Below are 13,779 nucleotides of genomic sequence, written 5' to 3' on the forward strand. Positions count from 1 at the left end.
TGGTGAATGAAGATGAACCTATTTCAACAAGCAAAACAAAAGCGACATGCGCTGATCATCAAGGATCACGTCATTCGCTATATAGGTAGTAAGCAACCAGAGTTACATACGATAACGAATATACAGGAGCGTTATTTACCTCATGGAGTCATCGTTAATGGTCAAATTGAAGATGAAGCTACGTTTTTAACAATCTTGTCAGAGTGTGTAGAAAATTGGAAATTAAAGCGGCAGTGGGTTCAATTTTGCTTGCCGAGTCAGCATACGATTGTTCGCACTCATTTAATTGATGGAACGATCCCTGATGATGAGGTGAAAGGCCAGCTTTATTTGGATTTAGGCGAAAGCTTATTGCTGCCGTTCGATGATCCTATTTTTGATTATAAAGTCGTTGGCTTAAAGGATGGTCAAAAAGAGGTTCTGCTTTTTGCCTCGAGAGAATCGATTTTACATCAGTACCTTGATGCATTTGCAGACGTCCACTTAAAACCGAATGCGGCTGATCTTTCAACATTGGCTGCCTATCGATTGTTTTATGAACTTGACCACACAGCGAGCGAGGCATACCTCATCCAAGTGCAAGTGGATACATTGTTAACGACGATTACGATCTTTAAAGATCATCATCCATTGTTCTTGAGTACGGTTGTACCCGACATGGACCGAGAAGGCTGGGTTCAAAAAGAGCACGCTGAAGGTACGCTACTCATATGGTCGCAAAAGGAAGAACAACTCGATGAGCAAGTTCAAGAACTTTATCGAGAAATCGAAAAAGTGATTAATTTCTATCAATTTAATGTGTTAAAAGGGGAAGGGGAAATCTCACAAATGTTACTTTGTGGAGATCATCCGCATCTTTTTGAATTTCAACAGACGTTCCCACAACTATTCACATTAAAGGTCACCTCAATTGAACAACATACAAAACAAGATCCTCCTCCTCGCTACTATGATGCTGTAGGACTTGCCTTGAAAAAAGAGGTGTACGGATAATGCTTGTAGAAGTAAATTTATTACCAGAGAAACCGGGGAAAAATTATACAAGCATTCTCTATGTTGGAGGGTTCGTTTTTTTGGTCATTCTTGCTATCGCTAGTACGTTTCTCTATCAACGTCACATCAGCTCTGAAATAGAGGAGATCAAGCAAGAGGCTTATGACGTTCAAATGGAAGCAGCCATTGTTACACAAGAGTTAACAGGCTTTGAGTTTTCAAATTTAGATCAAATCGAGCAAGCCGTTGTGCTACTCGAATCCCATATTATACCTGCTTCCTTGGTCGTTAATTTTTTGGTCAGTCAGCTACCTGAACGTGGGTTTATCAGTAGCTTTTCATATACGCAACCAGAAGATGTCCATTTTGATGTAAGCTTTGATCGACTAGAGGAAATCGCGCAATATCACGAAGCTCTTGAAAGTAGTGAGCTTGTAGATGCTGTGAGATTATCGATCATTGATGCTCATGAGATGATGGATGACGAGGAGTATGAGATTGATTTTGATGAAGTGAAGTCACGTTATATAGCAAGCTTTGATTTACTATTAGACCGAGAATACGCCCAGTCATTAGGTGAGAATCAATGAATGAAATGATGGTAAATAAAAAAGTATGGTTCATGGCCGGTGCTTTTCTTCTTATCGGTTGTCTAATCTGGTTGTTTATGAGTATGGTCAAGCCTATGCAACAGGAAAGACAAGAGGCCTTAGAGCAACTGGAGTATGAGCAATCTCAGGTAGCGGGAATTCAGCAGCAGGTTGAATCACAACCAATGGAAATCATTGAATCAAGTATGTTTGCACAACGCCAATTACCCGTTCGTCCCTTAGTAGACCAATTATTACTTACGTTTGCTCGTGCGGAGGGGATTGCAGATGTATACATTCTCTCTATTGATGTTCAGGACGAAGTAGAAGATGGTTTTTCTACATTTTCACCCTCCAGCACGGCAGAAGTGGAGCAAGAAGAGCAGTCGGCTGAGGAAGTTGAGGACTTTATTGAAGTAGATCCTCAGGAAGAAGTTGAAACAGAGGCATCTGAGCCCGTTACCTCAAGTGCGGCGATTGATGATGTAGAAGTCATTCGTTTTATGATTCGGATGAGAACAAATGAATATACAGGATTAGCTCGTTTTGCAGAAGAACTAGATCGTAATGATCGAATGCTAAGCATCGATTCTATTTCGTATGTGGCTCCAAAAGAGCGGGTGCTCGTTGAGGATGAACAAGAGTCGTTGGAATTTATGATGGTTGTGTCTGCATTTTATTTCCCAAGTGATGATGAACAACTTGAAGAGGAGCTTCCTCAAGTAGAGTATCCGAAGCCAGCAAACAAGAGCTCACCGCTTTACAATCAGTAGACGAAGAATCTTTTATCTTCGTCTCTTTTTATACCATTTACTAGGATGTTTTTTCATTCTCTCGTTCTATCATTCCCCTTTAGTTAATAGACTAGAAGTAAGAACGTGTTGAGAGGAGAGAGGTGCTACGATGGATAGGGACAAGCGCACGATTTCGATCCGTTTAAACGGGGAGGAAAAGGTATTTAATGAATCAAAAGATGAGATTACAGCGGCACGTGATGAGCGAGCGGATGATGAAGTAATAGAGGGTGTCTCCATTCCACAACCTGATAATGTGATTGACTTCAATACAGTTCATACTGAGCGAGAAAAAAGGAAGATGCCCTTTTGGGATGATGGCAATAGAGAGAGTGGGCCAAAACTTCCAGTCAATCGTAAAAAGAAATCAACGACATCCTTTTCGTTTTCAATGCCAACGCTACCTTCGTTTTCATCTTTTTCATTTATGCCAATTGCTATTATACTTTCGGCCATTATTGTCGGTGTAAGCTTTGGACTTGTTGTGTTAAATGTATTTACAGGTGGTGGCGAGTCGGCCGGTAATGCACCACAAGAAGCGACGACTGGTGCGATCCCAACCTTTCAATCAACGAGCTCAGCTATGCCATCGTTAGCAGTAGAAGTGATTCAAGGCGGGGCATTTTCAACAGTGGAAAAAGGGAAAGAGATGGCAGAGCAATTTCAAGCGAGTGGACTAGCTGCTGTTTTAACCGATACAACAGACCCGATTTATTTATTTGTAGGACTAGGGGCTGAGCGGGCAGAGGCGAGCTCTCTAGCTGCGGTTGTTGAAGCGCAAGGTCAAGATACGTATTTAAAAACGTATCAAGTGAGCGGGGCTGAGGTGACGAATGCTAGCGAAGCTGCGATTGAGTGGTATTCTGATTCTCTTACAACTTTTTATGGAATGTTGAAACTAACAACAGACGGGCTAGCAAAAGGTGGGGGCGTTTCTGTTGAACAAGTTGAACATATAAAGCAGCAGCTTGGAGAACTTCAACAAAAGCGTGAATCCGCAATTGCTGAGGTTCCAGAGTCTGCTCAACCGTCAACCCTCCTCATGGGTAGCGAGCTTGACGGGGCGAGTAAGCATATTGCCTCCTACGTTGATACACAGGACACTAAAGAATTGTGGAAAGCTCAACAGTCTTTGTTACGGGTACTAGTAGCTTATGAACAAGTAGTAGCGCTTTACTAATAGGAAGTGGACGTCTGCAAAGAAGGAACCACCTTCTCTGCAGACTTTTATTTCAAATATTCCGAATATCATTTGTTTCACTAGTCATTATTTGGTATTCTTAATGTAACCTTGTACAATGAAGAAAAACATTGTTGAGGTGACCCTTCATGAAATCCTTTATTTTAGCCTCTGGTTCCCCCAGACGAAAAGAACTTCTCCAGCAAGCACGCTATACGTTCTCTATTCAAACAAGTGATTTAGACGAAATCTTCGAACCCCATTTAACCCCAAGTGAAGTCGTTTGCGAACTAGCACGTCAAAAAGCTGAAGCAGTGGCAAAAACAAATCAAGATGCCGTTGTATTAGGTTCAGACACGATTGTTGTGTGTAATGATCAAATCTTAGGTAAACCAAAAGATCAAAACGAGGCACGAGAGATGCTACAACGATTATCTGATCGTGACCATTCTGTTTTAACAGGTGTGGCGATTTATGAAAAAGGTGAAACGATAACCTTTTTTGAGGAAACAGTTGTGCATTTTTATCCTCTTACCAGCGAAGAAATTGAACAATACTTACAAACAGGTGAGCCTTTTGATAAGGCAGGAAGCTATGGTATTCAAGGCTTTGGTGCGTACCTAGTTCAATCTATTTCTGGTGATTACAACAATGTCGTCGGACTCCCTTTAGCGAAGACGATGCGAGAATTACAAGCGTTTCATATTTATCCAACGATTCAAGTTAGAGACTGATTGTACATTGACATCCCCCATATCCTCTACACTGAAAGGAGAATCCGAATTGACCCTACCCACCCTCTTAATTCGAGATATTCCAGCACAGGAAAGACCTCGTGAACGATTGTTAAAAGAAGGGGCCAAAGCGTTAACAAACAAAGAAATTTTGGCGATTCTGCTAAGGAGTGGAACGAAAAAAGAGTCAGCTCTACAACTTGCAGGGAAGCTGTTAGCGGAATTTGATGGCCTTACTTTACTTAGAACAGCTACGATTGAAGAGTTGTGTAAGATTAACGGCATCGGAATAGCCAAAGCAGTTGAAATGCAAGCGGTGATGGAGATCGGCAGAAGAATGCACACATTGCCGACTGAAGAGAAATATGTAATTCGCTCTCCTGAAGACGTTTCGAATTATGTGATGGAGGATATGAGGTTTCTTACTCAAGAGCATTTTATCGCTCTTTACCTCAATACAAAAAATCACGTTCTCCATCGTCATACTCTATTCATTGGTAGCTTGAATGCAAGTATTGTCCATCCTCGTGAAGTGTTTAAAGAAGCTTTAAGACGATCGGCTGCTTCCGTTATTTGCTTGCATAACCACCCTTCTGGAGATCCAACGCCGAGTCGGGAGGATATTGAAGTTACAAAGCGATTAAATGAAGCGGGTAAAGTGCTCGGAGTAGAGCTTTTAGATCATGTTATTATCGGTGATAGACAATTTATTAGCTTAAAGGAGCAAGGGCATATTATTTAGTGAATGATAGAGACATGGGTAGCTTTTTTGGTAGAAGGACTCATCTTTTATATGAAACAAAAGGTGGAAATTTTGTGGCGGGGAACTTAAGGCTATTTTTTTAGGCAAATGTTCGATATAATAAAGGTTATGATTTCAGATAAGTCTGAAGGGAGATACATAGATGTTTGGTGGGTTTTCAAGAGATATAGGGATTGACTTAGGTACAGCAAATACGCTTGTATATGTTAAAGGAAAAGGAATTGTGGTGCGAGAGCCTTCGGTTGTTGCACTTCGTACAGATACAGGTTCAATTGAAGCAGTCGGTAATGATGCGAAAAATATGATTGGGCGTACGCCTGGGAATATTGTAGCTGTTCGTCCGATGAAAGATGGGGTCATTGCTGATTTTGATACAACGGCAACAATGATTAAATATTTCATCCGTCAAACAGTTAAAAATCGTTCAATCTTCACGCGTAAACCATCTGTTATGGTATGTGTCCCAACAGGGATTACAGCCGTTGAAAAGCGTGCAGTTGAAGATGCTACAAAGCAAGCAGGTGCTAAAGAGGCCTATACTTTAGAAGAGCCTTTTGCAGCGGCAATTGGTGCAGAACTTCCAGTATGGGAACCGACAGGTAGTATGGTCGTAGACATCGGTGGGGGAACAACTGAAGTTGCTATTATTTCCCTTGGTGGAATTGTTACAAGCCAATCGATTCGAGTGGCTGGTGATGAAATGGATGATGCGATCATTCATTACGTTAAAAAGACGTATAACTTAATGATTGGTGAACGTACAGCAGAGACATTAAAAATGGAAATCGGTTCAGCTGGTTCTCCTGAAGGTGTCGATGATATGGACATTCGTGGTCGTGACCTTGTATCAGGCCTTCCAAAGACCATTTCTGTTACAGCAGAAGAAATTTCTAAGGCATTAGCTGATACAGTAACAACGATTGTTGAATCAGTAAAAAATACACTTGAGCAATCACCACCAGAACTTGCGGCTGATATTATTGACCGCGGAATTGTGTTAACTGGTGGGGGCGCTTTGTTACGCAACCTAGATCGTGTGTTAAGTGATGAAACAAACATGCCTGTAATCGTAGCGGAGAATCCTCTAGATTGCGTGGCCATTGGGACGGGCAGAGCTCTTGAAAATTTACATTTATTCCGTTCAAAAGCTGGAATTACGTCACGTTCTGATAGAAAATCGTAAGTAGGTGTCTAGTATGCCATCCTTTTTCTCAAACAAAAAATTGATTATCCTTCTTGTCAGCATTATCATTTTGATGGCGTTGATTGGTTATTCGTTATCGGATCGTGAAAATACAACACGTCCAGAGCAATTTATGAGAGATACGGTTGGATGGGTGCAGACAATGTTCTCAAAACCCGCACATTCTGTAGCGGGTTTCTTTGAGAGCGTTTCTGATATTCGAAACGTGTATGAAGAAAATAAACTTTTAAAATCACGTCTTGAAGAATATGCCCAAATATCCGTAGAACGTAATCTCCTTCGTGATGAAAATGAAACACTGCGAGACATGATCGATTTAGAAGAAAGTTTAAGTGATTATTTAATGCGAACAGCTGTGGTCATTCATCGTAATCCAGATCGTTGGAGTGACTATATTGCAATCAATCGAGGTTCACAACACGGGATTGAACCGAATATGGCGATTGTTGATTCTCAAGGCGGACTAATTGGTAAAGTGAAGAGGACAAGTCAATTCAGTTCATTTGTTCAATTATTATCTGACAATGATCGTACCAATCGCGTATCAGCTAAAATTGTCGGCGATCAAACTCTAAATGGCTTTATCGAAGGGTATGACGAAGATCGAGGTTTACTCATTATGAGAAAGCTAGATATTGAGGCTGAAATCGAAGAAGAACAAATGGTTACAACATCAGGTCTTGGAGGCGTCTATCCTGAAGGCTTGTTAATTGGAGAAGTAGTAGAAGCTGAGCCGGATGAGTATGGACTAACTCAAAATGTCTATATAAAGCCAACAGCAGATTTCTACTCATTAAACTATGTTTATGTAATTGAGAGAACAAGTACGTCTATTGACCCAGAATTATTGGAGGAGGATTTGTAGTGAGTCGTGCATATCTTCCAACGCTGCTTTTACTTACTCTAGTGATCGAAGGTAGTCTATTTCCATTTTTTATGCCTGAACGTTATGGCTCTGATTTAACAATGGTGCCACGTTTTCTAGTTGTCTTCCTTGTCTTTATTGGAATCTACACCGGAAGAAGTACAAGCTTACTTTATGCGCTTTGTTTTGGTGTGATTTATGATGTTGTATATACCGAATTGCTAGGAGTTTATGTATTTGGTTTTGCAGTAGTAGGATATGTATTCGCTCTATCTTATAAACAAATTCAAGATAGTATTCTCGTGCCCCTACTTCTTGCTCTTGTTGCAGTTGCTTTGTTTGATTATTATCAGTATGGTTTATTTCGTTTAATTGGAATCACTGATATGGGGGCTTACACGTTTGTTATAGAACGTTTACTGCCAACCTTACTATTAAACGGAGCGTGGGCGATTGTGATGCTTTATCCGGTCAAGAAGCTTTGTGAGCATGTTCAACATCATTCAAGGCTACGTGAGAGATAACTTGTAAAATCGACAAATTCTAAAAAAATTCACAGACATCTAGTTGTGAAAGAGGGATTCTCCCCTTACATGTTGAATTAAACTATCAATCACCGATTTGAGCCTTTTTACTCATGACTTTGCCTGAGACGTTAATGAGGCAGGTTTCGAATGCGAGTGTGTCTGAGGTGAACGTTGAATGACGCAGAAAAAACAACATGTTACGATAAAAGGAACGAAAGATGGACTGATCTTTCTATTAGATGACCACTGTTCATATGATAGTTTACTAGAAGAATTGTATGATAAACTGTCTACTAAGCACTATCAAGGCTCTGATGAACCTGATGTGAAAGTGAATGTGAAAGTTGGTCATCGGTATTTAACAGAGGAACAGTCAGAAGAAATTACAAGGATTATTACAGAAGGTCGTAACCTTGCGATCGAACAGATCCATTCAGAAGTATTAACAAAACAAGAAGCTGAGCTGCTACGACAAGAGTCTCAAGTGGTGACACTAACGAGAGTGGTGCGTTCCGGGCAAGTATTAAAGGTTCGTGGCGACCTTTTGCTTGTTGGAGATGTCAATCCAAGCGGTACAGTAATGGCCACAGGTAATATCTTTGTGATGGGTGCCTTGCGCGGTGTAGCACATGCAGGCTTTGAAGGTGACACGCGCGCGGTTATTTCAGCTGCACTTATGAGTCCCGCGCAACTCAGAATTGCTGAGGAGATCCACCATTTTGGTGAGGATGAACAAGAAGCAGCGATGGAGAGTGCACATCTAGATGATGAGTCAGGAGCCTTCGTATTAGAAAGGGTTCAGCAATTGATCCATCATCGTCCAGAGCTTCAAAAGAATGATTCACAAATAATAGATGGATGACGCGTGGAATAGAAAGGGGTCATGAGCATGGGAGAAGCAATAGTCATTACAAGTGGTAAAGGTGGAGTTGGTAAAACAACGACCACTGCCAACATCGGTACTTCCCTTGCGCTTTCAGGAAAGAAAGTTTGTTTAGTTGACACAGACATCGGGCTTCGAAATCTTGATGTTGTCATGGGGCTTGAAAATCGCATCATTTATGATTTAGTAGATGTGGTTGAAGGCCGTTGTAAGTTAAAGCAAGCACTCATTAAAGATAAACGTTTTGAATGTTTGTACTTACTACCAGCTGCTCAAACGAAAGATAAGCATTCTGTTGAGCCAGAACAAATGAAACATATTGTGAATGAATTGAAGCAAGAATATGATTACGTTCTAATTGATTGCCCAGCGGGTATTGAGCAAGGCTTTAAAAATGCTGTTGCAGGTGCTGATAAAGCAATTGTTGTTACAACACCTGAGACTTCTGCTGTACGTGATGCCGATCGAATTATTGGTTTACTTGAGCAAGAAGACGTATCAGCTCCGAAGCTTGTCGTCAATCGAATTCGTGGACATATGATGAAAAATGGAGAAATGCTCGATGTTGACGAGATTGCTTCTATTTTAGCTATTGATTTAATAGGAATTGTTGTGGATGATGAGGATGTCATTAAGTACTCCAATAAAGGAGAACCTATTGCCTTACATACTGGGAGCAAAGCCTCCATTGCATACCGCAATATTGCTAGACGTATTTTAGGAGAGTCTGTTCCATTAATGTCTTTAGAAGAGGAAAAAGGAATCTTCGCTAAAATTAAACAATTTTTCGGTGTTCGTTAAACCATCTGAATTCTCAGATGGTTTTCTTTTTTTCTATTGTAAAATGTTTAAGCTACTGAGCAAAGGGTATTCTATCACTAGAATCAGCTGAAGGAGTGATAAATCGTGGGTAAGAAGATTGCGGTAGTTATTACGGATTTATTTGAAGATGTGGAATTTACGGATCCTGCAAAAGCTTTTCGTGAAGCAGGTCATGAACTAGTCACGATTGAAAAAGAAGCTGGTGCGAAGGTTACTGGTAAGAATGACGAAGAAACCGTAACTATTGATAAAGGAATTGATGAAGTATCAGCAGGTGATTTTGACGCGCTGTTTATTCCAGGTGGTTTCTCTCCGGATATTCTTCGTGGAGATGATCGCTTTGTTGCATTTGCTAAGGAATTTGCAACAAATGATAAGCCAATTATGGCAATCTGCCATGGTCCACAATTATTAATAACAGCCGAAGTATTAAATGGACGCGATGTGACTGGATTTAAGTCGATTCATGTAGATTTAAAAAATGCTGGGGCAAAACTTCATGATGAAGAGGTCATTGTTTGTGGTGGAAACTTAGTCACGAGCCGTACTCCAGATGACCTGCCAGCATTTAATCGAGAATCACTAAACGTATTAAGTTCTTAAACGTAAGCGGCTCCCAACTTTTATGGGGGCCATTCTTATCTTAGGACACTCAATGCTTATCCTTTATAGCTTCGGCTATCCAAATCTTCAAGTTTGATTTATTCGGAAAAAGTAAGCTTCATATGGGATTTGCTGTAAACACTTTTAATGTATGATGACGAGTAGACATGATTTTCTTATATATGAGAAAATTTCTTTATATACGCTCGCCCTTGTTCATTAGAATCGTTCAGTTCACCTATCCTACTTAAATCCTCCTTTTTATACTGCATCCCCGACATTTCATGGGCTGCGGTTTTGCTGTGGGAAATCTATGTTATTATAATTGAAAAGTTATTTTGTTAATCTAAGGGGGGCTCAATATGCCGATAGAAGAAAATAAAAATGAAGCACCAGCATTAGTTCGATGCATGATATTAACGGTTTCAGATACTAAGACGTATGACACTGACAAAAGTGCTAAATTGATTCGTGATTTATTAGAAGAGGGCGGACATAGTGTTACGGAATACCAGATTGTGAGAGATGAATACAGCCAAATTCAACACTGGTTAAAAATCGCAGCGAGCCGTGCTGACATTGATACGATACTTATTACCGGTGGAACGGGGATTGCCCTACGTGACACTACACATGAAGCGGTTCGTGATAGTCTAGATAAAGAGATGCCAGGCTTTGGAGAGATCTTTAGGTATTTAAGCTTTGTTGAAGATGTGGGAACAGCAGCTATTATTAGTCGCGCAATTGCTGGAGTTCGTGATGGTAAAGCCATCTTCTCAATGCCAGGGTCAACTGGAGCTGTTAAGTTGGCGATGGATCGGATTATTGTTCCGGAACTTGGTCATGTAATGCGTGAGATTTTAAAAGATCGCTAACACGTTGTTTGCAGATTTTATGCAAAATAAAAAGGAGGAAGGTTTCTATCATTGAAACCTTCCTCCTTTTCTATTATTGACGATGTTGTTCGTAAGTAGAGGCTTTTGTTATTGATTTTAGAAAGTCTACTTGTTCACGTGTAAGCGACTCAGTGTTAATGGCTCTTATATTATCCTCTATTTGTTCGATGCTGCTGGCTCCTGCTACGACTGCCGCTACGGTCTCATGAGCAAGACAATAATGCAAAGCTTGCTCTGATAAGGGACGATTTAGTGTGTTGCTTGTCTTTAATTGTTCTTGCAAGGTTTTTAATTCCTCAAAAGTATATTCAAGATATCCCTTCTCTTGTATCGATTCTGATGCTGCACTTAGAGGCTTGCTCGTTAAAAGTCCTTTAGCAAGAGGACCTCTTGCCACCACAGAGATATTATTTGACTGTAATAAGTCAAACCACTCTTCCGGTCTACGGTCTAGTAAGCTAAATTGCATCATCACGCTGACAATCGATGAACGTTTAACATACTCTTTAATGACGTTTGGTCTAATAGAGGAGATTCCATAATATCTTATGACACCTTCTTGCTTTAACTCTTCAAACGCTTCAATTGTCTCATCAATATGATCCTCGATGGTACCTCCGTGTAATTGATAGAGGTCAATATAGTCAGTCTGTAGCCTGGTCAGACTATCTTTAACCGCTTTTTTGATATGTTTTTTAGAAGGATCCCACTCCCAACCTTCTTCATCTGTCTCAAAACGATTTCCGGCCTTTGTTGCTAGAATCAGGTCTTGTCTGCGATGCTTGATTGCATTTCCTACAAATTGTTCGTTCAAGCCTTTATCATATAGATCGGCCGTATCAAAATAGTTAATTCCAGCATCTAAAGCTGCATCAATCAGTTGCGTGGCGTAATTTTGATCGGTTCCAAGTGACATGCAGCCAAGAGCTAATTCACTTACTTCTAGATCAGAGTGCCCAATTTTTCTCTTTTTCATAGGTGATTCTCTCCTTTTCACTATTGAACTATGTAAGGTGATACTTTTTTGTCGGTTGGTACGCTTCATCGCTAAGACTATCCATAGAAGCCTTCCTTATTTCCTCTTCCCGATTATGTCATATCAAAAACGGACAAGTCATATAGTTATTGTAACAAGTTCACGATAAAGGTGGAATGAGACATGTCCAAGGAATTAAATAAGGTTCGTAAACGCTTTGAGTCAAGAAGAAGAGAAATTAAAGGAAATGTAGCCGAAAGAGAGAGGTCGGCTCCTATGCTTATGAATAGACATGAGGAAGCGAGAGAAGAGCCAGACTTTTATATGGAACCAACGGCATACAAAAGTAGTGCGCCTCCGCTTAAAAAGGGACAAGATTTCTTCTTAATACGCGCGATGATTGCCGTCTGTATTTTTCTGATCATTGCCATCATGTTTAAAACAGGTGCTCCTCAATTTGAAGGGACAAGGCAATTTGTGAAAAGTTCTTATGAACAAGAATTTCAATTTGCAGCAGTGGCCAATTGGTATGAAAATCAATTTGGCAGACCACTTGCTCTTCTCCCTGAACGAAGTGATGTCGCATTGGGCGATTTAAATGAAGAGGAACCGGAAGCGGAAATGGTCTATGCAGTACCGGCATCTGGTGTGATAAGTGAAGGCTTTGAACAGAATGGGAAAGGCGTGTACATTGAAACAGGTGTAGATATAAGTGTAGAAGCCGCAAAAGGTGGTTATGTCATCACGGTAGGTGGAGTGGATGATGAGGAGCTTGGAAAAGTAGTCGTTGTCCAACACTATGATGGGACTGAATCAGTTTATGGACTATTAGAAGATATTAAAGTCAATATGTATGATCATATACAAGCTGGTCATGAGATAGGGAGTGTTTCGATTAATGAAGAAGGGAGAGGCGTATACTACTTTGCTCTTAAACAAGGAGATCAGTACATTGACCCAAGTGATGTGATTTCCTTTGAGTAGTATTTGGTTCTTGCTTCGCAAAATGAAAATCAACCCTTTCTTTTGGTTCGTATTAGGTATCGGGGTTGTGACCGGTTATTTTCGTGAAGTGCTGCTAGTTTTTGCAATCGTATTTATACATGAGATGGGGCATGCGCTTGCGGCTCATTACTTTAAGTGGACCATTTATAAAATAGAACTGCTTCCCTTTGGAGGAGTAGCAGAGGTTGAAGATAGTGGTAACCGTCCTATAAAAGAAGAGTTGATCGTTATTCTATCAGGACCTCTTCAACATCTCTGGATGATCGGTTTATCTTTCCTTCTCGTCCATTTTAATATTTGGTCTGAGGCCACACATGAATTATTTATCTTGCATAACTTAACGATTCTCCTCATTAACTTAGTGCCGATTTTACCATTAGACGGTGGGAGGCTTGTGCAACTTCTTTATATGAATTATTATTCCTATCATTATGCCTTGCGTAAATCCTGGTCCACTTCTGTGGGCGTGTTGGCAGTGGTGATGACTCTAAGTGTGTTGCTTCTACCCTTCCATTTAAACTTATGGGTAGTACTAAGTTTTTTAGCTATTGTTCATTATTTAGAATGGAAGCAAAGACATTATCGAATGATGCGCTTTTTACTTGGTAGACCCCAGGCCTATGATACTCACCTTCAAGATGTAGAACTTAAATCAGTTCCTGTTACGGCTAATATGTTCTTATTGGATGGGATGAAAAAAATGTACAGAGGCTATCTTCATCAATTTCACTATTTAGACCCAAAAACGAAAGAGCGAGTGACGATCGATGAGAAGAAAGTGTTAGATACCCTGGTTAGGAAAAAACAATGGAAGCTTACATTTAAAGAGATCATGATTAAGTAAGTGGAAGCTGCTGATAAAATGGCAGCTTCTTTTTGATGATTAGGAAAAACTGCATACAAGTTGCTGATAGGGTACAATGAAAGAGTGAATAGGCAATAGG

Annotated in this window: 16 protein-coding genes; 15 read left to right on the plus strand and 1 reads right to left on the minus strand. The window is 40.3% G+C overall.

Features of this window, described 5'->3' with window-relative positions:
• The first annotated feature begins 12 nt into the window (after positions 1-12).
• The 13 genes from pilM (at position 13) to AB3N04_RS15985 (ending at position 10,833) form a co-directional block, all read left to right on the plus strand.
• Entirely contained in the window at positions 13-993 is a 981-nt protein-coding gene (gene pilM / locus AB3N04_RS15925; protein WP_368503651.1) for a type IV pilus biogenesis protein PilM, read from the plus strand.
• On the plus strand, positions 993-1,583 hold the full coding sequence (locus AB3N04_RS15930; RefSeq protein ID WP_368503652.1) for a hypothetical protein: 591 nt from the start codon (positions 993-995) through the stop codon (positions 1,581-1,583). Before pilM ends, AB3N04_RS15930 begins: the two co-directional genes overlap by 1 nt.
• Positions 1,580-2,356 carry a hypothetical protein gene (locus AB3N04_RS15935; RefSeq protein WP_368503653.1) on the plus strand — a complete coding sequence of 259 codons (777 nt, stop codon included), beginning with the start codon at positions 1,580-1,582 and terminating at the stop codon, positions 2,354-2,356. Before AB3N04_RS15930 ends, AB3N04_RS15935 begins: the two co-directional genes overlap by 4 nt.
• Positions 2,357-2,486: 130 nt before the next feature.
• Positions 2,487-3,557: a hypothetical protein gene (locus AB3N04_RS15940; RefSeq protein ID WP_368503654.1), complete on the plus strand. Its 1,071-nt coding sequence runs from the start codon at positions 2,487-2,489 to the stop codon at positions 3,555-3,557.
• Positions 3,558-3,706: 149 nt separating this feature from the next.
• Positions 3,707-4,291 (plus strand): nucleoside triphosphate pyrophosphatase, encoded by a 585-nt coding sequence (locus AB3N04_RS15945; RefSeq protein WP_368503655.1) that lies wholly within the window; start codon positions 3,707-3,709, stop codon positions 4,289-4,291.
• Positions 4,292-4,340: 49 nt separating this feature from the next.
• Complete coding sequence (gene radC / locus AB3N04_RS15950) at positions 4,341-5,033, plus strand: DNA repair protein RadC (RefSeq protein ID WP_368503656.1); 693 nt, start codon at positions 4,341-4,343, stop codon at positions 5,031-5,033.
• 163 nt (positions 5,034-5,196) lie between these two features.
• Positions 5,197-6,237, plus strand: a complete 1,041-nt coding sequence (locus AB3N04_RS15955; RefSeq protein ID WP_368503657.1) for a rod shape-determining protein — start codon at positions 5,197-5,199, stop codon at positions 6,235-6,237.
• A gap of 13 nt (positions 6,238-6,250) precedes the next feature.
• On the plus strand, positions 6,251-7,123 hold the full coding sequence (mreC, locus tag AB3N04_RS15960) for a rod shape-determining protein MreC (protein WP_368503658.1): 873 nt from the start codon (positions 6,251-6,253) through the stop codon (positions 7,121-7,123).
• Positions 7,123-7,647: a rod shape-determining protein MreD gene (mreD, locus tag AB3N04_RS15965; RefSeq protein ID WP_317122109.1), complete on the plus strand. Its 525-nt coding sequence runs from the start codon at positions 7,123-7,125 to the stop codon at positions 7,645-7,647. Before mreC ends, mreD begins: the two co-directional genes overlap by 1 nt.
• A 178-nt stretch (positions 7,648-7,825) precedes the next feature.
• Complete coding sequence (minC, locus tag AB3N04_RS15970; RefSeq protein ID WP_368503659.1) at positions 7,826-8,512, plus strand: septum site-determining protein MinC; 687 nt, start codon at positions 7,826-7,828, stop codon at positions 8,510-8,512.
• 27 nt (positions 8,513-8,539) lie between these two features.
• Positions 8,540-9,334: a septum site-determining protein MinD gene (gene minD, locus AB3N04_RS15975; protein ID WP_047973404.1), complete on the plus strand. Its 795-nt coding sequence runs from the start codon at positions 8,540-8,542 to the stop codon at positions 9,332-9,334.
• A gap of 105 nt (positions 9,335-9,439) precedes the next feature.
• Positions 9,440-9,958: a type 1 glutamine amidotransferase domain-containing protein gene (locus AB3N04_RS15980; RefSeq protein WP_368503660.1), complete on the plus strand. Its 519-nt coding sequence runs from the start codon at positions 9,440-9,442 to the stop codon at positions 9,956-9,958.
• Positions 9,959-10,320: 362 nt separating this feature from the next.
• Complete coding sequence (locus tag AB3N04_RS15985) at positions 10,321-10,833, plus strand: molybdenum cofactor biosynthesis protein B (protein ID WP_368503661.1); 513 nt, start codon at positions 10,321-10,323, stop codon at positions 10,831-10,833.
• Between the two features lie 73 nt (positions 10,834-10,906).
• Here the strand turns inward: AB3N04_RS15985 and AB3N04_RS15990 are convergent, their stop codons facing one another.
• The gene (locus tag AB3N04_RS15990) at positions 10,907-11,830 is read right to left on the minus strand and encodes an aldo/keto reductase (protein WP_368503662.1); all 924 of its coding nucleotides are present in this window, start codon (positions 11,828-11,830) and stop codon (positions 10,907-10,909) included.
• Positions 11,831-12,013: 183 nt separating this feature from the next.
• Between AB3N04_RS15990 and AB3N04_RS15995 the strand changes: the two genes are divergently transcribed.
• Both AB3N04_RS15995 and AB3N04_RS16000 read left to right on the plus strand, forming a co-directional pair.
• Entirely contained in the window at positions 12,014-12,814 is an 801-nt protein-coding gene (locus AB3N04_RS15995; RefSeq protein WP_368503663.1) for a peptidoglycan DD-metalloendopeptidase family protein, read from the plus strand.
• The gene (locus AB3N04_RS16000; protein ID WP_368503664.1) at positions 12,807-13,679 is read left to right on the plus strand and encodes a M50 family metallopeptidase; all 873 of its coding nucleotides are present in this window, start codon (positions 12,807-12,809) and stop codon (positions 13,677-13,679) included. Before AB3N04_RS15995 ends, AB3N04_RS16000 begins: the two co-directional genes overlap by 8 nt.
• Positions 13,680-13,779 lie beyond the last annotated feature (100 nt).

Origin of the sequence: Alkalihalophilus sp. As8PL (assembly GCF_040939795.1) — a bacterium.
In the GTDB taxonomy this organism is placed as follows: domain Bacteria; phylum Bacillota; class Bacilli; order Bacillales; family Bacillaceae_D; genus Alkalihalophilus; species Alkalihalophilus lindianensis.